General features: G+C 76.3%; 19 protein-coding genes and 1 riboswitch. Of the genes, 6 read left to right on the forward strand and 13 right to left on the reverse strand.

The window, feature by feature from the left end:
* Nucleotides 1-7: 7 nt before the first annotated feature.
* Nucleotides 8-1066 (reverse strand): YihY/virulence factor BrkB family protein, encoded by a 1059-nt coding sequence (locus F1641_RS13885; protein ID WP_194906526.1) that lies wholly within the window; start codon nt 1064-1066, stop codon nt 8-10.
* Nucleotides 1067-1269: 203 nt separating this feature from the next.
* Nucleotides 1270-1429, forward strand: a riboswitch (cyclic di-AMP (ydaO/yuaA leader).
* 7 nt (nt 1430-1436) lie between these two features.
* Between F1641_RS13885 and F1641_RS13890 the strand changes: the two genes are divergently transcribed.
* A complete protein-coding gene (locus F1641_RS13890; protein WP_194906528.1) occupies nt 1437-1892 on the forward strand; it encodes a C40 family peptidase in 456 nt (151 codons plus the stop codon).
* A 123-nt stretch (nt 1893-2015) separates the two neighbouring features.
* Nucleotides 2016-2234 (forward strand): hypothetical protein, encoded by a 219-nt coding sequence (locus F1641_RS13895; RefSeq protein ID WP_194906530.1) that lies wholly within the window; start codon nt 2016-2018, stop codon nt 2232-2234.
* On the opposite strand, the gene F1641_RS13900 is transcribed toward F1641_RS13895, so the two are convergent.
* Genes F1641_RS13900 through F1641_RS23335 form a run of 4 tightly spaced genes read right to left on the reverse strand, consistent with a single transcriptional unit; the run spans nt 2215 to nt 5132 of the window.
* Nucleotides 2215-3045: a nitrilase-related carbon-nitrogen hydrolase gene (locus F1641_RS13900; protein ID WP_194906532.1), complete on the reverse strand. Its 831-nt coding sequence runs from the start codon at nt 3043-3045 to the stop codon at nt 2215-2217. The two genes, F1641_RS13895 and F1641_RS13900, sit on opposite strands and share 20 nt — an antisense overlap.
* A gap of 26 nt (nt 3046-3071) precedes the next feature.
* Nucleotides 3072-3767: a polysaccharide deacetylase family protein gene (locus tag F1641_RS13905; RefSeq protein WP_194906533.1), complete on the reverse strand. Its 696-nt coding sequence runs from the start codon at nt 3765-3767 to the stop codon at nt 3072-3074.
* Nucleotides 3764-4036 (reverse strand): hypothetical protein, encoded by a 273-nt coding sequence (locus F1641_RS13910; protein WP_194906535.1) that lies wholly within the window; start codon nt 4034-4036, stop codon nt 3764-3766. The genes F1641_RS13905 and F1641_RS13910 overlap by 4 nt, the downstream gene beginning before the upstream one ends.
* Nucleotides 4037-4061: 25 nt before the next feature.
* On the reverse strand, nt 4062-5132 hold the full coding sequence (locus F1641_RS23335; RefSeq protein ID WP_194906536.1) for a polysaccharide deacetylase family protein: 1071 nt from the start codon (nt 5130-5132) through the stop codon (nt 4062-4064).
* 200 nt (nt 5133-5332) lie between these two features.
* On the opposite strand from F1641_RS23335, the gene F1641_RS13920 reads away from it, so the two are divergent.
* A complete protein-coding gene (locus tag F1641_RS13920) occupies nt 5333-6922 on the forward strand; it encodes a histone-like nucleoid-structuring protein Lsr2 (protein ID WP_194906539.1) in 1590 nt (529 codons plus the stop codon).
* A gap of 13 nt (nt 6923-6935) precedes the next feature.
* Here the strand turns inward: F1641_RS13920 and F1641_RS13925 are convergent, their stop codons facing one another.
* Entirely contained in the window at nt 6936-7796 is an 861-nt protein-coding gene (locus F1641_RS13925) for a hypothetical protein (protein ID WP_194906541.1), read from the reverse strand.
* Nucleotides 7797-7824: 28 nt separating this feature from the next.
* Here F1641_RS13925 and F1641_RS13930 point away from each other — a divergent pair, with 28 nt between their 5' ends.
* Complete coding sequence (locus F1641_RS13930; protein ID WP_194906543.1) at nt 7825-8538, forward strand: DUF429 domain-containing protein; 714 nt, start codon at nt 7825-7827, stop codon at nt 8536-8538.
* A gap of 1 nt (nt 8539) precedes the next feature.
* Here the strand turns inward: F1641_RS13930 and F1641_RS13935 are convergent, their stop codons facing one another.
* The 7 genes from F1641_RS13935 to F1641_RS13965 all read right to left on the reverse strand — a co-directional run bounded on the left by F1641_RS13935 (nt 8540) and on the right by F1641_RS13965 (nt 15015).
* The gene (locus F1641_RS13935) at nt 8540-9079 is read right to left on the reverse strand and encodes a type II secretion system protein (protein ID WP_206691186.1); all 540 of its coding nucleotides are present in this window, start codon (nt 9077-9079) and stop codon (nt 8540-8542) included.
* 72 nt (nt 9080-9151) lie between these two features.
* Nucleotides 9152-9610, reverse strand: coding sequence for a MarR family winged helix-turn-helix transcriptional regulator (locus tag F1641_RS13940; RefSeq protein WP_194906545.1), 459 nt, complete (start codon nt 9608-9610; stop codon nt 9152-9154).
* Between the two features lie 7 nt (nt 9611-9617).
* Nucleotides 9618-10715: a CE1758 family FMN-dependent luciferase-like monooxygenase gene (locus F1641_RS13945; protein WP_194906547.1), complete on the reverse strand. Its 1098-nt coding sequence runs from the start codon at nt 10713-10715 to the stop codon at nt 9618-9620.
* Between the two features lie 420 nt (nt 10716-11135).
* Nucleotides 11136-11633 (reverse strand): low molecular weight protein-tyrosine-phosphatase, encoded by a 498-nt coding sequence (locus F1641_RS13950; protein ID WP_194906920.1) that lies wholly within the window; start codon nt 11631-11633, stop codon nt 11136-11138.
* A 23-nt stretch (nt 11634-11656) separates the two neighbouring features.
* Nucleotides 11657-13366 carry a dihydroxyacetone kinase subunit DhaK gene (locus F1641_RS13955; RefSeq protein WP_206691187.1) on the reverse strand — a complete coding sequence of 570 codons (1710 nt, stop codon included), beginning with the start codon at nt 13364-13366 and terminating at the stop codon, nt 11657-11659.
* A 23-nt stretch (nt 13367-13389) separates the two neighbouring features.
* A complete protein-coding gene (locus F1641_RS13960) occupies nt 13390-13854 on the reverse strand; it encodes a hypothetical protein (protein WP_194906550.1) in 465 nt (154 codons plus the stop codon).
* Between the two features lie 123 nt (nt 13855-13977).
* A complete protein-coding gene (locus tag F1641_RS13965; protein WP_194906552.1) occupies nt 13978-15015 on the reverse strand; it encodes a LacI family DNA-binding transcriptional regulator in 1038 nt (345 codons plus the stop codon).
* A gap of 151 nt (nt 15016-15166) precedes the next feature.
* Between F1641_RS13965 and F1641_RS13970 the strand changes: the two genes are divergently transcribed.
* Together F1641_RS13970 and F1641_RS13975 are read left to right on the forward strand one after the other, a co-directional pair.
* Complete coding sequence (locus tag F1641_RS13970; protein ID WP_194906553.1) at nt 15167-16720, forward strand: alpha-N-arabinofuranosidase; 1554 nt, start codon at nt 15167-15169, stop codon at nt 16718-16720.
* A 40-nt stretch (nt 16721-16760) separates the two neighbouring features.
* Entirely contained in the window at nt 16761-17363 is a 603-nt protein-coding gene (locus F1641_RS13975) for a type II toxin-antitoxin system PemK/MazF family toxin (RefSeq protein WP_194906555.1), read from the forward strand.
* The last annotated feature ends 86 nt before the right edge of the window (nt 17364-17449 follow it).

Raw genomic sequence — 17449 nt, forward strand, 5'->3', positions numbered from 1 at the left:
GGGTTGCTCAGGTCGGCTGCTGGTCGCGCTGGGCCTGCGGGGCGGGCTCCTCGCCGCCGTCGTCGTCCTTCGCGAAGGTCGCCGTCACCGTCTCGAAGCCCTTGTAGGTCTCGGCGCGGGCGTACCCGGTGTACACCTTCACGTCCTGCGGGGTCAGGTCGACGTCGTCGGTGAACACGGTCATCAGCGCGCGGGGGTACAGCTTGCGCTGGCGCACCACGTTGATCTCGGCGGCCACCACCAGGGCCAGGGCCTGCAGGTAGATCCAGACCACCAGGCCGAGCACGACGCCGAAGACGCCGTAGACGTCACCGGAGTGCTGCAGGTAGGAGCCGGCGAAGGCGCTGAAGCCCCGCTGGATCAGCTCCCACAGGCCCGCCGCCACGAGCGCCCCGATGACCACGTTGCGCCAGCCCAGCCGCTCGGCGGTGAGCACCTGGAAGATCACCAGGAAGATGCCCGTGTTGATGGCCAGCGGCACCAGCGTGCCGGCGGCCAGCAGCAGCCCGCCGCCCACCGGCACGGCGTCGGCCACCCGCGGCAGCGCCACGGAGATCGCCGTGGCGAGCACCGCCGCGAGGCCGAGCGCCAGCATGAGCACGAAGCTGCGCAGCCGGGCGCGCACCGGGTCGGGGTGGCGGAACCGCGGGACGGCGTAGATGCGGTTCAGCGCAGCCTGCATCGCCTGCATGACCCCGAGACCGCCGTAGGCGGTGCCGATCGCGCCGACGGCCAGCGCCGCCCCGCTGCCGCGCAGCCCGGTGATGTTGCCCTGCAGCGCGCTGCCCAGCACGGGGACGCCGGCGAGGGACTCCAGCGCGGTCGAGACCACCCGCCCCTGCAGGTCGCTGTCGGCGCCGACCACGGGGGCCAGCACGAAGCCCAGCACGGACACCAGGAGCAGCAGCAGGGGGAAGACCGAGATGAACCCGTAGTAGGCGATCAGCGCCGCCAGGTGGGGCCCGCGGTCGTCCACGAACTTGTAGGTGACCGCGATCGGGAAGGCGCTCGCGGGGTGGCGCCGCTGGAAGGCGTCGAGGCGGTCGGTCAGTCCCGGTCGTCCCACGCGGCCATCATGCCGGGGCCGTCCGGGGGACCCGGGGCGGCACCGCGTGGGCCGACCGGGTGAGGGGCGCCGTCCGTACCCCGTCGGCCCGCACACCATGCGCGCGACCAGCGATGTTTGTGTGTTTCTGTCACTAACCGGTACTTTCTGCTCGCTCCTGGTTCGTGCCCGGAGCCGTCGACGCGCACGCCGAGCCCCTGCCAGCGCCTCCGACGCCACACCACCCGGATGGCAGGGGACGGGGGAACCACTTTTGCGGGCGCGCCGCCCTTCAGCGCGTCCTTGGGGTGAAGCTCGCTTGCGAGCCGGGGGACCTCACCTCCCGAACCCGACAGCTCACCTCGCAGGCGTCGGAGAGGCTCACCCACAGATGTCGATCTTCCACGCCCGAAAGCCCTTCCTGCGCGTCGCCGCCGGCCTCGCCCTCTCGGGCGGCCTCCTGGCCGCCGCGGCCGTGCCGGCCAACGCCGCCGGCGTCGTGAACAGCGCGGCCGTCCTGGCCACCGCTGACGACTACCTCGGCACCCCGTACCGCTTCGGCGGCACCACGCCCGCCGGCTTCGACTGCTCGGGCTACACCCAGCACGTCTTCGCCCAGAACGGCGTGTCGATCCCGCGCACCGCTGACGCCCAGATGGACGCCAGCACCCGCATCAGCGCCTCCAGCGCCCAGCCCGGCGACCTGGTCTTCTTCGTCCGCAACGGGCGCGCCTACCACGTGGGCATCTACACCGGTGACGGCCGCATGATGGACTCGCCGCGCTCCGGCAAGACCGTGACCGAGCGCTCCATCTGGGGCAGCAACGTGGTCTACGGCCGCTTCTGAGCCGACCCGGGGCGGCCTCGAGCCGCCCGCGGGTGAGCCTCACCTCCCTTGACGGGGCGGTCCCGGGCGCGCGAGAGCGCCCCGGGGCCGCCCCGTCGGGCATGCTGGGGCTGTGATGAGCGCATGAGCAGCGGCACCGTCCGGGTCGTCGGGTTCCTGGTGTCGCTGGCGGCCTTCGTGCTGGTCCGCAGCCTGACCCGCGGGCTGCCGTGGTGGCTGTCGGTGCTGCTCGCCGTCGCCGCCATGCTGGTGGCGGGCCGGCTGGCCGGGGTCGCCCTGGTCGACCTGGACGCCCGGCTGCGCCGCCGCCGGGCCGACGCCCTCAGGCGCGGGGTGCGGTGACGCGCTCGTAGAGCTCGGGGCGGCGGTCGTCCCACAGGTGGGCCGCGCCCGCCAGGTGCTTGTCGCGGGAGGCCTCGAGGTCGAGGTCGGCCCAGGCGGTGCCCGACCCGGCCCCCACGGCGTCGACGATCCAGCCGTCGGCCGAGACCACGCAGGTGCCCTCGGTCCACGCGACGCCCCGCTCGGCGCCGGTGCGGTCGGCGCACGCGATGGCGAGGTGGTTCAGCCGCGCCGTCGACATCGCGACCTGCTGCTCACCCGGGCGCTCCCCGGCGGGGCGCTCCTCCAGCGGCCAGTTGGTGGGGACCACGAGCAGGTCCGCACCGCTGAGGGCGACCGTGCGGGTCCACTCGGGGAACTCGAGGTCGTAGCAGACCACCACGCCGATGCGCCCGTGCACGGTCTCCACCACCGGCGGCGCCGCGGACCCGGGGGTGAACACCCGCTTCTCGGTGTCCCACAGGTGCGCCTTGCGGTAGACGGCCCGGACGCCCGAGGCGTCGACCAGGGCCGCGCTGTTGTAGAGCTGGCCGTCGTCGCCGGCCTCGCAGAAGCCGCCGACCACCACCGCCCCCTGGTGGGCGGTGCACGCCGCGGCCCAGGCGGCGAAGACGCCGTGGTCGGCGCGCACGGCCACCGACCGCGCCTCCTCGGCGTCGGCGAAGACGTACCCGGACGTGACGAGCTCGGGCAGGACGACGACGTCGGCGCCGTCCGCGATCGCCGCGCGCGCCGCACCGGCGGACAGCTCGGCGTTGGCGGGGAGGTCGGCGATCGAGGGGGCCAGCTGGCAGGCCGCGATCCGGGTCACGACCCCATCCTGCCCGGTGCCTCCCCTCACGCGATGCGCTGCACCGCCGTGTTCGCGAACTGGTAGCGGTACCCCGCCTCGCGCACGGCGGCGTCGTGGCGGGGGCTCGCGCCGTACGGGGTGCCGTGGAGCCACACGAAGGCCGGCGCGCTCTGGCCGGTGGCGGCGTCCATCCGCCGCTTCGGGTCGAGCACCTCGCGCTCGAGGTCGTCGTCGGTGACCACGTCGGCGATCCCGTCGTGGCTGGCGGTGTGGGGGGTGACCACGTGGCGCTGCGCGAGCTCACCCACCTCGTCCCAGTCCAGCGCCACCCGCTCGCCGGGCGTCGCCATCTCCTCGGCGGTCAGCCCGATCCAGTGGCTGCGCGCGAACGCCTCCTGCTGCGCGGGCGGGCAGTCGACGAAGCCCGTGCACACCATGAACCAGGCCGTCAGCCCCAGCTCCTCGCACACCGGGGCGACGACGTCGTACCCGGTGCGGTACCCCTCGTAGAACACGGGCAGGAACCCGGGGGCGTCGCTCGCCCAGGCCCCGGTGGCGAAGAACCCGTCGAGCTCGGCCAGGTCGATGCTGCGGTAGCGCGCCGCCCAGGCCGCCAGCTCGGTGCGCAGCGCCTCGCGGCCGCTCGCGGGGGTGGAGTGGTGATTGACCACCCGCACGAGCCGCCCGGCGGCGACGGCGTCGCGGTGCGCCCCGTAGGAGAGGTCGACCGCGCCGGTCACGGGAGGCGTCCGAAGTCGGCGTAGGAGACCGCCTGGAGCACCGCGGTGGTGGCGCCGAGGTCGCTGCCGCGGTGTCCCGGCAGCAGGGCCCCGCGCACGTCGTCCATCGCCGCCGCGAGCCGCTGGCCCTCGGCGTGCGCGGCGCGCTCCGCGCCGGTCCCGACCCGGTGGTCGAGCAGGGCCAGGACCATCGGGATGCCCTCGGACTCGAGCGCGCGGTCCTGGGCCTCGCGCAGCAGCGCGAGGTGGGGGTGGGGGGTGGTCGTCACCGTCCGATCCCACCACCTCCGGCGCTCACGGGCGCGTGAGGCGGGTGGCGCTGATCAGGTGCGGGTACCCCGCGGCGCGGACGGCGTCGTCGTGGCGCGCGCTCATGCCCGGTCCGGAGCCGTGGAGCCACGCGAAGGCCGGCGGGGTGGCGCCGGTGAGGGCCCGCAGGCGCTGGGCGGGGTCCAGCACCTCCCGCTGGAGGTCCTCGTCGGTGGGGGTCTCCTCGATGCCGGCGTGGGAGGCGGTGTGGGGGAGCACCGCGTGGCGCTCCGCCAGGTCCGCCACCTCGTCCCAGGTCATCGCGAGCCGCGGGCCGGCCAGGTCCTCGGGCACCAGCCCGATGCTGTGCGACCGCGCGAAGAGCTCCTGCTCGGCGGCGGGGGCGTCCACGAACCCCGTGCACACGGCGAACCACGCGCTGATGCCCAGCTCGTCGCACACGGGCGCGGCCACCGACGCCGAGGCGGCGTAGCCCTCGTAGAAGACCACGAGCGCGCCGGGGCGCGGGTCGTCGGGCCAGGCGCCGCCCGCCGTGACCGCCGCCAGCTCGACGGGCGTCCACAGCCGGTGGTGCGCGGAGAACGCCGCGAGCTCCGACCGGAGCGCCTCCCGGCGCGAGGGCGGGGTGTTGTGGAAGTTGAGCACCCGCAGCACGCGGCCCTGCTCGAAGGCGGCCAGGTGCGCCGAGAAGCCGCGGCCGTCGGCAGAGGTGCTGGTGGTGGCGCTGTGCGCGGGCCGCCGGGGTCCGGGCACCGCCCCCTCCGCCGCCCCCTCCGCCGCCCACTCGTGCACCTCGCCGTGGGCGAGCGAGTGCAGGACGCTCGTGGTGACGCCGAGGTCGTCGTCGCGCTGGCCGGCCGCCAGCGCCCGCCACTCCGCCCGGGCCCTCGCCGCGAGGCGCGCGCCGTCGGCCAGCACCGCTGCGGGCGCCGGCCGCGCGGCGACCCCGGGCGGTGGTCCGCCCAGGGCCAGCAGGGCGGCCACCCCCGGGCCCCGGGCGCCCGCCCTGGCGTGGAAGGCCCGCAGCCGCCGGAGCGCCGGCGGCGCGCCCGTGGCGGAGGCGGTGGAGGTCCTGGCGGTGGTCGTCGCGGTCACGGCTGCCTCCGGGGGTCGCGGGCGGTGCTCGGACGCTAGGCCGGTGCCCACCGCTGCCGGGTGCGCCGCGCGCAGACGTCACACAGACGTCACACGAGCACCGGGTTGCGCGTTCTGCTCCGCCGGGGTGCGAGGTCGGCCAGACTCGACGCAAGGGTCCGCTGGGGCGGACGTGACGGGCGATGCCGGAGGGGTGTGCTGTGGGTGTGCTGGACCGTCTGACGAGGCGCCTCGACGGCTCCCGCCGCTTCTCCGTGGTCGCCACCGGCGCCGGGAGCACCCCCGCCGGCGTCGCCGTCATGCCGTTCGCGCTGCGTCCCGCTGCCGTGACCGCCCTCGGCGCCGCCGACCGCAGCGCCGGCGCCACCACCGAGCAGCTGGCCGTGCTGCGCGCCGGCCAGACCGGCGTCCTGACCGCGGTCATGAGCAGCGTGCCCACCGCGCCCACCACCCTGTCCGCCGCTGCGGCAGCGGCCCCCGAGCGCACCGGCGGCTACGCCGTCGTCGACGTCGTCACCAGCGGCATGTCGCCTGAGCTAGACCGCGTCGTCGAGCTGGCCGTCGTCCGCCTCGACGAGGACGGCGCCGTCGTCTCCGAGTGGAGCTCCCTGCTGCGGCCCTCCGTGGTCGCGGTCGCCCCGGGCGCCCCCACCGACCTGGTCGGCCTCGCGCGCACCGCCGGCGTCACCGTCGAGGAGCTCTCCACCGCCCCGACCCTCGCCGACGTCGCCGCCGAGGTGGTCGACGCCCTCGCGGGCCGCGTGCTGGTGGCCCACGGCGCGGCCGCCGACCTGGCCTTCCTGCGGGCCGAGCTGGGCGCCGCCGGCGTCGAGCTGCCCGCGGTGCCGGTGCTGTGCACCCTCGAGTCGAGCTGGCGGCACCTGCCCGCCCTCTCGCGCCGCCGCCTGGCCGACTGCTGCGCCGCCGCCGGCGTCGCCCTCGACGGCGTGCCCACCGCCCTGACCGACGCGCGCGCCGCCGCCGGGCTCCTCCAGCGCTACCTGGCCCGCTCGGGCGAGCGGGGCGAGGCGCAGAGCGGGCTCCTCGCGCGCGCCGCCGCCGTGGTCTGGCCCGACGTCGAGCTGCCGCCGCTGAGCTCGGCCGCTCCCCGCGAGGGGGCGCAGCCGTCGCTGGCCGGGGAGCCGGGCCGCCTGGCCGTGGTGCTGGAGGCGCTGCCCCTCGACGGCCCCGGGCTGCCGCTGCCCGCCGTCGCCGGGCACGTGGAGCTGCTCGCGGCGGCGCTGGCCGCCGGGCCCCTCGACGACGACGCCGCCCGTGCGCTGGCCCTCCTCGCCGATGCCGCGAACCTCACCCGCGCCCAGGTGCGCGCCGCCTCCCGCGGCGTGGTCCTGGCGCTCGCCGGCGCGGTGGGCCGGGAGCCCACCGCCGGTGCGGCCGAGCGCGAGGAGCTGCTGACCGCGGCGCGCGTGCTGGCGGTGGACGTCGACGACGTGCTCGCCGCCCTCACCGCCGCTGCGGTCGCCACGGGCGCGGTGCCGGTCGTCACCGGCGTCACGGTCACCGCCCCTGCGGGAGAGGCCACCTCGCCGTTCGCCACCTCCGGGGCCACCCGTGACCTCGAGGCGGCGCTCGCCCGCGCCGGAGCGGCGGCGGCCCGCGTCCCCGCCCCCCGGGTCAGTGCCCCCACCAGTGCCCCCGGCCGGCTGGACCTCACCGACGCCGGGTCCCGCGCCGCCGTGCGCGCCTGGGCCCGCCAGAACGGCATCGAGGTCAGCGACCGCGGCAAGCTGTCGCGCTCCGTGGTCCAGGCCTACGAGGCCGCCCGCTGACCGTCGGCGCCCCTCAGCCCTCTCCCGTCTGAGCGGTGTCGACCAGCTCGCGCAGCTCGGCGAGCGCCCGCACCGCGCCGCTGACCACCGCGACGGCCACCAGCGCCTCGCCCCGGTCGGTCACCACGGCCGGCCGGCCCGCCGTCGGCGGCAGCAGCGGCGCCAGCGCCGCCCGGAGCCGCAGGCCCGCGTAGGGCGCGAGGTCGGGGTCGAGCAGCACCTGCTGCACCACCTGCGGTCGCGGTCCCCTCAGGCAGCGGCGCAGCGCACCGGCACCCACCGCGGTGGCCAGGGCCGCTGCGGCCTCGTGGTGCCCGTCGTCGTAGGCGTCCAGCGCCGCCCGCGCGAGGCGCTTGTCGTCGGCGAGCTCCCCGTGCCGCACCCCGCGCAGCGCGTCGCGGCAGTCGGCGAGCACGTCGCCCTCCCGCGCGAGCAGCACGCGGAGGCGCTCCGCGCGGTCGCCCGCGGCGAGCAGCGCGCTGACGACGCCGGCGCGCGGCACCCCCACCAGGGGGATCCCCTCGGCGGTGACCACCCGCTCGACGACGGCGGGGTCGGCGTGGGCGGGCAGGGTCGCGGGCGGGTCGTGGCGCAGCTGCTCCAGGGCCGACCAGAACGCCGGGCCCCACGCGGAGACGTCGACCCGCGGCGCCACCCGCGCGACCCCGGCCCGCGCCAGCAGACCGCTGACGTCGAAGCGCGGGGCGCTCACCACCGGCGGGGCGGGCGGAGCGGGCGCGGTCTCGGGCTGCTGCCCAGGCTGCTCGTCGGGCTCCTCGTCCGGTCCGGGGGCGCCGATGCCGCGGAGGAGTCCGGGGTCGACCCCGCGGCGCAGCGCGGCGAGCATCCGCCGCGCGTCGTCCTCAGCGGTCACCCCGCGACGCTAGTGGCAGGCTCGCGGGGTGCAGGGGCGGGTGCTGGGTGCCGACGTGTGGGACGGCCGCTGGGTCGGGGTCGTCCTCGAGGAGGGGGCCGCCCCGCGGGCGCTGGTGGCGCCGACGGTCGCCGAGCTGGTCGCGCGCGCGGAGGACGGCGGCCCGCCGCTCGCCGTCGTCGGGCTCGACATCCCGGTCGGGCTGCAGGACGACGCGCCGCGCGCCGCTGACCTGGCCGCCCGCCGGGTGCTGGGGCCGCGGGCGTCGTCGGTGTTCGCGACGCCGGTGCGGGCCGCGCTGGTGGCTCCCGACCACGCCGAGGCGGTGCGGGTGTCGCGGGCCGCGATCGGCGCCGGCGTCAGCGTGCAGGCCTACGGCCTGCGGCACCGGGTGCTGGAGGTCGACGGCTGGGTGCGGGCCGTCGGGGCCGAGGGCGCGGGCGGGCGGCGCGTCGTGGAGGTGCACCCGGAGGTGTCGTTCGCCGCGATGGACGGCGGTCGTCCACTGGCGGCGCGGAAGAAGAGCTGGGCGGGGGCGGTGCGGCGGCGCTCGCTGCTCGCCGCGCACGGCGTCGTCCTGCCCGACGAGCTGGGGGAGGCCGGGGCTGCGGCGGTCGACGACGTGCTCGACGCCGCCGCCGTCGCGTGGACCGCCCGCCGCGTCGCCCGCGGCGAGGCGCGCTCGCTGCCCGACCCGCCCGAGCGCACCCCCGACGGCTGGGACGCGGCCATCTGGACCTGAGTCAGCGGGGGAAGGCCCCGCTGTGGAAGCCGCTGACGTCCCAGTAGCCGTTCCCGTCGCTCAGCACCCCGCCCGGTGCTACCGTCCCGAGGCAGCCGAGGTCAGCGGTGGTCACCGGCGTGACCGAGCGCTTGGCGGACACCACGAAGATGCGGGTGGTGACGTTGACCGCCCGGCCGTACCCGGTCGGGTCCGGGCCCGCGCCCGAGCTGGTGCCGGCGAGGCAGAAGTCGGTCTCCGTCCTCCACACCACCGAGGCGCGCACGGTCGGCGACGTCTTCAGCACCACGCCGGCGCCGTCGAGGTCCGTCGCCGTCGGGTACCTGCCGTCGGCCAGGCCCTTGGCGTGCACCTGGGTGGCGATGTTCTTGAGGTCCGAGCGCAGCGCGGTCTCCTGCGCCTTCTGCCGCTGGTTCAGGAAGACCGGGACGGCGATCGCCGCCAGGACGCCGATGACGATCATCACCACGAGCAGCTCGACGAGCGTGAAGCCGTGGTCGTGGTGGCGCAGGCGTCGCGGTGCGTGGTGCTGGGGTCTCACCCCGCACGCATCGGCACGCCCGGGCGTTCACAGACGTTCGGACAGGCGACGATCTTCGTCCCCCGCGGGGGATCACCCGGGCGGAGCAGCCGCGCGTCCGCCGATCGCCAGGCACAGGTCGCGCAGCACGAGCAGCTGCTCGTCGTCCAGGTGCTCCCCGAGGGCGGCGGCGATGGACGCCGCGTGGCGGCGCCCCACCTCCCGCTGCACCGCGAGCCCGGTGTCGGTGAGCACCAGCACCACGCCGCGCCGGTCGGCGGGGTCGGGCTCGCGGGCCAGCAGCCCCCGCGCCACGAGCCTGTCGACCAGCCGGCTCAGCGACGGCTGCGGCAGCAGCACCGCCTCGGCGAGCGCCCCCAGCCGGGAGCGCCCGCCGTCGGCGGAGCTGAGGGAGTAGAGCACGTCGTACTCGCGCAGGCCGACGCCGTGCTCCGGGGCCCAGACGTCCTGCTCGCCGAACCGCCGGATCAGCGAGGCCTGGGTGCGGAAGAGCGCCTCCCAGGCCTCGACCGCCAGCCTCGTGCTGGTCATCGGCCGGTCACGCCTGCTGGCGGGCCTGCTCGCGGGTGGCGACGCGGCTCGCGTGGCTGGGCGGGTCGCTCGGCACGCCGGCGGGGCGCCGCGCCTCCATCTCCTTGCGGAGCACCGGCACGACCTCCTCGCCGAGCAGGTCGATCTGCTCCAGCACCGTCTTCAGCGGCAGACCGGCGTGGTCGACCAGGAAGAGCTGGCGCTGGTAGTCGCCGAAGAACTCCTGGAAGGTCAGCGTCTTCTCGATGACCTGCTCGGGGGTCCCGACGGTCAGGGGCGTCTGGCGCGCGAAGTCCTCCAGCGACGGCCCGTTGCCGTACACCGGCGCCACGTCGAAGTACGGGCGGAACTCCCGCACGGCGTCCTGGCTGTTCTTGCGCATGAACACGTGGCCGCCCAGCCCCACCACCGCGGTGCTGCCCGGCCCGTGGCCGTGGTGCTCCCAGCGCTCGCGGTAGAGGTTGATCAGCCGGATGTAGTGCTCCTTCGGCCAGAAGATGTTGTTGGCGAAGTAGCCGTCACCGAAGTAGGCGGCGATCTCGGCGACCTCGGGGGTCCGGATCGAGCCGTGCCACACGAAGGGCGCGACACCGTCGAGCGGGCGCGGGGTGGCGGTGAACTGGTGCAGCGGGTTGCGGAACTGGCCCTGCCAGTCGACGGGGGAGTCCTCGTCCCACAGGCGGCGCAGCAGTTGGTAGTTCTCGACCGTCAGCTCCACCGAGGCGCGCGGGTCCTTGCCGAAGGCGGAGTACCCGGCCATGGAGTTGCCGCGGCCGAACATCACGTCGGCGCGGTCGTCGGAGAGCAGCTGCAGGGTGGCGTAGTCCTCGGCGAGCTTCACCGGGTCGTTGGTGGTGATGTGCGCGATGGACGTCGACAGGCGGATGCGCGAGGTCCGGCCCGCGATGTAGCCCAGCACCGTGGTGGGGCTCGAGGTGACGAAGCCCGTCTCGTGGTGCTCACCGGTGGCGAAGACGTCTAGGCCGGCGGCCTCGGCGTGCTGGGCGATGGTCACCAGCGACTTCATCTTCTCGACGTCGTCCGGGACCCGTCCGGTGTGCGGGTCGGGGGTCTGGTCGGCCACGGTGAACACGCCGAACTGCACGGTCTGCCTCCTGGAGCGGGATGAGCGGCAAGTCTATGCATGTGCATGGACTTCGGGCTCAACCGCCCCGCGGTCGGGGGTGTTCCCCCGGCCCCGCGTCCCGCCGAGCATGCACGAGTCCGCCCACTGGCTTCGTCCCTGCACGGCCGCAGTCCCTTGTGCATGCCCGACGGCACACCCACCCGGGATGATCGGCCCCGTGAGCGACGACGGCGCGTACGTGAGCCACCTGGAGATCAGCGTCGACACCCGCGTGCCGGTCGAGCTCCAGGTGCAGGCGTGCACGAGTCGGTCGTCGAGCGGATGCTGGGTGAGGGCCGTGACGCCGGGCGGGCAGAACCGACCTGAGCACCCCCGCTCATGAGCCGAGCCGGACTTCCGCCCGTCCGACGTCACGACCGGAAGCGTCAGCGCCCCGCGTCACCGCCGCAGGGCGCGCTGCACGTGCTCGACGACGGCGCCGGCGGCGGCCTCCACCTGGTCCAGGCACTCCTCGAAGTCGCGGAGGTCGCCGTACCAGGGGTCGGCGACGTCGAGGGCCCGCCCCTCCTGGCCCGCGGCGGCGGGGTCGAACGAGCGGTACATCCGCACCTTCTCCGAGGCCCGGGGTGCGATCCGCAGCAGGGCGCGCTGGTGCGCCGTCGTCATGGCGAGCACCAGGTCGCTGTGCTCGACGTCGCCGGCGCTGACCTGGCGCGCGCGGTGTGCCTCCGGGGAGGCCGCCGGCTCGACGTCGTACCCGGCGTCCTCCAGCACCTTCCGGGCGCGCCGGTCGACCGGGTTGCCCTCCTCCTCGGAGGTCGTGCCGGTCGACTCCACGACCACCTCGTCGGGCCCGAGCCCCGCCTCGTCGAGCCGGCGCCGCAGCACCACCTCAGCCATGGGGGAGCGGCAGATGTTGCCGGTGCAGACGGTCATGACGCGGTACGGGGCGCTCGGGGTCACCCGCCGATGATGGTCGACGCCTCCGGCAGCTCGCCGCCCGGCGCCAGCACCTGCGCCAGGGCCACCACCAGCAGCGCGACCGCCACGGCGCCCGGGTCGGGGGCGCCGAGGGCCCGGTCGCCCAGGTAGCGCGACCTGCCCCGCCGGCCGACCAGCTGCGCGCTGGAGCGCGCCCCGTCGGCGGCGGCGCGCGCGGCACCGTCCAGCGACCCGCCGGCGAGCAGCGCCTCGGCCGCGGGGACCAGCGCGTCGAGGAAGGTGCGGTCGCCCACCTCCGCCCCGCCGACGCGGGTGACCGCCTGCGCACCTCGCCGCAGCGCGGCCCCGACCTCCTCGGCGGGCGCGCCGCGGCGGACCGCGGGCGCCAGCTCGCCGAGCAGCAGCCCCAGCAGGGGGCCGCTGCTGCCGCCGACCTCGTCGAGGAAGGCCCCGGCGGCGCCGGCGAGGGTGCCGCCGCGGCGCTGGGAGCGCCCCAGCCCCGAGGTGAGGTTCGCGCCGAAGTCGCCGTCGCCGGCCAGCTGGTCGAGCCGGGTCAGCTCGTCGACCACCCCCTCGCAGGCCCGCGTCCAGGCGTCGAGGACCGCCGCGCCCGCGTCGTCCGGGTCCTGACCCGCGCCGGCGCCACCGTCCTCGCTCCCCGCGGCGGAGCCGGGCTCCACCTGCGGGGCGAGGTCTCCGGGCAGCGACGGCAGCGAGGGCGTGGCGGTGGGAGCGGTCAGCAGCTCCAGCCACCCGGGGCGCAGCGACAGCAGCGTCAGGGAGAAGCCGCGCATGTCGAGGGCCGCGGTGAAGGTGCCCACGAGCGACGTGGCGACCCGCACGCCGCGCTCGGCCAGCTGGTCTCCCACCAGGGCGCGCAGCGCGTGGAGCTCCAGCGAGGTCGCGCCGCCCAGGCCGTTGACCAGGAGCGCGACGCCGTCGTCGCCCCCCGGGGCGCCGGCGTCCTCCAGACCGGCGAGCAGCTCGTCGAGCATCCCCGCCACGAGGCCGCGCGTCGGCGGGCGCGAGGTGGTGGAGGCCGCGCGCTCGCCGTGGATGCCGACGCCGCGCTCCAGCTCGCCCGGCGCCAGCGAGAACGCCGGCTCACCGGTGGCGGGGGAGGTCTGGGCCCGGGAGGCCACCGCCAGGCTCCGCGACCGCGCGACCACCTCGCGGCCGAGGGCCGCCAGGGCGGCGAGGTCGTCGCCGCGGTCGGCGGCCGCGCCCAGCACCTTCTCCACCAGCACCGTGGCGGCGGTCCCGCGGCGGTCGGGATCGCTCGCGAGGTCGTCGTCGACCAGCACCGTCTCGACCTGCACCCCCTCCGCGCGCAGGCGCTCGGCGGCGATGGCGAAGCAGATGACGTCGCCGGTGTAGTTCTTGACCACCAGCAGCACCCCGCCGGGGCCCGCGACGCGGCGGGCCGCCGCGTGCACCTGCCGGTGGTGGGGCGAGGTGAACACGAGCCCGGGGCAGGCGGCGTCCAGGCCGCCGGGGCCGAGGAACCCGGCGTGCATCGGCTCGTGCCCGGCGCCGCCGCCGGACACCAGCGCCACCCGCCGCCCGGGCGCGCGGCGCAGCGCGTGCAGGTGCAGCGGGTCGAGCACCACGCCGACGTCGGCCGGGTGCGCCATCGCCAGGCCGCGGGCGGCGTCGGCCACGGCCGAGGCCGGGTCGGGCAGGAAGTGGGTCTCGGCAGCGGGGGAGGGGTGGACGTCGTCAGCCACGCCTCGACGCTACTGGCGCGCCCTCAGGTGCGCAGGACCAGCGGTGCCTTGGTGCGCAGGTCGATGACGACGGCCTCGTCGCCGTCGGCCCACGCCTCGAGCCCCACCGGCTCGGGCACCGGGGGCGGGCCCTGGGCCACGTGCAGGCTGATCATCCCGGCGGGCCCGTCGAGCGCTGCCGGCCCCAGGCCGAGCGGGGAGTCCTCGAGGCGGCCTCCGCGCTGGTGCAGCCGCACCTCGGCGCCGGGGCGCAGCTGGTCGGCGAGGTCGGCGTGGTGCCAGGCGTGCACGACGGCGCGCAGGGCGCCGTCGCGGCACTCGAGCAGCATCCAGCCGTCCGGGCTCACCGACACCACCGTCCCGCGCCGCCAGCCCCAGGGGCTGCGGCGCACCACCTCGGCCAGCATCCGCGGCATCCGGTGCCCCGGCAGGTGCGAGCGGCACCCGCCGTCGCCGGAGGCCAGGGGCGACAGGCACGCGTCGGCCACGGCTGCCTCCTCGGGCGTCACGGGGTGCGCCGAGCGGTGGCTGCGCGGCGTCGTCGACCCTAGCCGCGGTCCCCCCCGCGCGAGGGACGTCGCGCGGGGTCGTGCGCCGTCCGGGTGACAGCGTCAGGAGCCGCAGCTCTCCCGCACCACGAGGCGGTAGGGGGTCTGCACGTGCCGGGGCGGGAGGGACGGGTCCTCGAGCCGGCTCACGAGCAGCGCCAGCGCCTGCTCGGCGATGAAGGCCCTGTCGATCGCCACCGTCGACAGCGACGGCGAGGTGTAGCGCCCGGCGGGCACGTCGTCGACGCCGACGACGGCGACGTCGTCGGGCACCCGGCGCCCCGCGGCCCGCAGCGCCGCCATCGCCCCGAGGGCCATCTGGTCGTCGGCGGCGAAGACGGCGTCGACGTCGGGGCGCGCGCGCAGCAGGGCGGCGGTGGCGTCGAGCCCGTCCTGCGGGGTCCAGTCGGCCACGTGCGGCACGAGGCCGGCGTCGTGCGGCAGGCCCGCGGCGTCCAGCGCCGCCCGGTACCCCTCCAGCCGCTGCCGGGCGGTGTTGTGCGTGATGTCCTTCCACCCCAGGAAGGCGACGCGCGTGCGCCCGGCGGCCAGCAGGTGCTCCACGGCCAGGCGGGCCACCCCGGTGCTGTCGATGCCGACGGTGTCGACCGGCACCGCCTCGCCGGCGTGCTCGCCGATGAGCACCAGCGCCGTGTCGGGGTGGGGGGCGGTCAGCTCGGCCTCCGGCATCTCCAGCGGGGAGAAGATCAGCCCGTCGGCGAAGCGCACCGGCCGTCCCTCGGCCACCTCGCGCTCGCGCTCGAGCTGCCCGTCGGTCTGCTCCACCGCGAGGACCAGCCCGCGCTCGCGGGCGCGGACGGCGACGTGGGCGGCGAGGTCGGCGAAGTAGGGGGCGGCGATGGTCGGCACGGCCAGCGCGACCATGCCGGTGCGCCCGCTGCGCAGCTGGCGGCCGACGGCGGAGGGCCGGTACCCCAGGGCGTCGATGACCTCCTGCACGCGGCGGCGGGTGTCGGGGTGCACGTGCACGTAGGCGTTGACGACGTTCGAGACCGTCTTGGGCGAGACGTCGGCGGCGGCGGCGACGTCTCGGATGGTGACGGGACGCCGCGGGGCTCCGGCGACGTGCGGGGTGGTCATCCGAGGAGTGTGGGTCATCGGGGGTGGGTGCCGTCCAGCCCGATGATCTCGAGGGTTGACACGGGCGGGCACCGACCCACAGGATTTACCACGTTGTAATCCCCGTCAGCGTCGTCGGGTAGAGACGCCGCTCCACCCCTGGAGGACCGCCGTGCCCCGAGCCAGAGCAGCTCTCGACGCCAGCTTCACCACCGCCCCCGTGCCCCGCCGCCTGTTCGGCTCGTTCGTGGAGCACATGGGCCGCTGCGTCTACACCGGCATCTACGAGCCCGACCACGCCACGGCCGACGCCGACGGCCTGCGCTCGGACGTGCTCGACCTGGTCCGCGAGGTGGGCCCGACGATCGTGCGCTACCCCGGCGGCAACTTCGTCTCCGGGTACGACTGGGAGGACGGCGTCGGCCCCGTCGCCGACCGCCCCCGCCGCATCGACAGGGCGTGGCGCACGGTCGAGACCAACGCCTTCGGCCTCGACGAGTTCTCCCGCTGGGCCGACAAGGCCGGCACCGAGACCATGTACGCCGTCAACCTGGGCACCCACGGGCTGCAGGAGGCGTGCGACGTCCTCGAGTACGCCAACCACCCGGGCGGCACGAAGTTCTCCGACCTGCGCCGCTCCCACGGGCGCGAGCAGCCGTACGGCATCGAGTGGTGGTGCCTCGGCAACGAGATGGACGGCCCCTGGCAGACCGGCCACAAGACGGCCTTGGAGTACGCCCGCCTCGCCGGCGAGACCGCCCGCGCCATGCGGCAGGTCGACCCGAGCGTGAAGCTGGTCGCCTGCGGCTCCTCCTCGCGCGCCATGCCCACCTTCGGGGAGTGGGAGCGCGTGGTGCTGGAGGAGTGCTACGACGACGTCGAGCTCATCAGCGCGCACGCCTACTACGAGGAGTCCGAGACGACGCCGCTGGCCGACTTCCTGGCCTCCGCCGTCGACATGGACCTCTTCATCGGCTCCGTCGCCGCCACCGCCGACGCCGTGGGCGCCAAGAAGAAGAGCGCGAAGAAGATCGGCATCTCCTTCGACGAGTGGAACGTCTGGAACCAGACGGCCTGGAACACCTCCGAGCGCGCCGCCGGCCGCACCGAGTGGGACGTCGCGCCCCGCGTCATCGAGGACGAGTACTCCGTCACCGACGCCGTCGTCGTCGGCACCCTGCTCAACTCCCTGCTGCGCCACGGCGACCGCGTGCTCGTCGGCTGCCAGGCCCAGCTGGTCAACGTCATCGGCCTGCTGCGCAGCGAGCCGGGCGGCGCGGCGTGGAAGCAGCCGATCGCCCTGCCGTTCCAGGAGATGAGGAACCGGGCGCTGGGCGCCACCATCCTCGACGTCCGCACCACCTCCACCACGTACGAGACCGGGCGCTACGGCGCCGTCGACCTCGTCGACGTCACCGCCGTGACCCACGACGACGGGCGCGTCACCGCCTTCGTGGCCAACCGCTCCCTCGACGAGGCCGCCGACGTCGACGTCGCCCTCGGCGGCTTCGGCCCCCTGGTGCCGGGCGAGGCGCTCGTGCTCGCCGCCACCGACGGGCAGGACCGCTGGGCCACCAACACCGCCGACGCCCCCGACGCCGTGCGCCTGCGCCCGCTGTCCGGCGTCACCGTCGAGGCCCCCGAGCGCCCGGGCGCCGCGGCCGTCGCGCGGTTCCAGCTGCCGCCGCTGTCGTGGGCCGTCGTCGAGCTGGTGCCCGCCAGCTGACGGGTGCGCCCCCGGGGGGCCGTGTCGCTAGCGTGGCGGCATGGCCTCCCGGGGGATCCTCAGCCAGCTGACCGAGCTCGTCCGCGCGGTGGCCGACGCCGCCCGGTCGACGCCCCCCGCCGAGCAGTGCAGCACCGAGCAGCACACCACCGAGCAGCACACCACCGAGCAGCGCACCCCCGAGCAGCGCACCCCCGAGCAGCGCAGCCCGCGGCTGCGGCGCGAGCCCACCCCCGCCGAGCGGGCTGAGCGGGTCGAGCGGGTCGAGCCGACCTACGCCCCCGAGCGCGACGGCGAGCCCGACCCGGGCGAGGTCGTGTGGGCCTGGGTGCCGTACGAGGAGGACGCTTCCCGCGGCAAGGACCGCCCGGTGCTGGTGCTGTCCGTCGCCCCCTCCCGCCGCGGGCGCGAGGTCGTGGCCCTGATGCTCACGAGCAAGGAGCACGCCGACGCCGAGCGCGACGGCCGCCGCTGGATGGACGTCGGCACCGGGGCGTGGGACGCCCAGCGCCGTCCCAGCGAGGTGCGGCTCGACCGCGTCCTCCACCTCGACGCCGGCGCCGTGCGGCGCGAGGGCGCGGCCCTGGACGAGCGCGTCTTCACGCGCGTCGCCGAGGCCGCCTCCCGACTGCACGGCTGGTGACCTGCGCACTCGTCGACTCGCAGTGCCCCTGTGATGACTCGTGCGTCAGTCGTCACGTCCGCGAGTGCGCGTAACGACTGGCGAGT

This window comes from Quadrisphaera sp. INWT6 (assembly GCF_015390235.1).
Lineage (GTDB): Bacteria > Actinomycetota > Actinomycetes > Actinomycetales > Quadrisphaeraceae > Quadrisphaera.

Excerpts from the sequence above, each read along its gene's own strand:
- F1641_RS13890 (WP_194906528.1), top strand. The coding sequence starts at position 1,437 with ATGTCGATCTTCCACGCCCGAAAGCCCTTCCTGCGCGTCGCCGCCGGC.
- F1641_RS13895 (WP_194906530.1), top strand. The coding sequence starts at position 2,016 with ATGAGCAGCGGCACCGTCCGGGTCGTCGGGTTCCTGGTGTCGCTGGCG.
- F1641_RS13940 (WP_194906545.1), bottom strand. The coding sequence starts at position 9,610 with ATGACCAGCACGAGGCTGGCGGTCGAGGCCTGGGAGGCGCTCTTCCGC.
- F1641_RS13950 (WP_194906920.1), bottom strand. The coding sequence starts at position 11,633 with ATGACCGTCTGCACCGGCAACATCTGCCGCTCCCCCATGGCTGAGGTG.
- F1641_RS13965 (WP_194906552.1), bottom strand. The coding sequence starts at position 15,015 with ATGACCACCCCGCACGTCGCCGGAGCCCCGCGGCGTCCCGTCACCATC.
- F1641_RS13975 (WP_194906555.1), top strand. The coding sequence starts at position 16,761 with ATGGCCTCCCGGGGGATCCTCAGCCAGCTGACCGAGCTCGTCCGCGCG.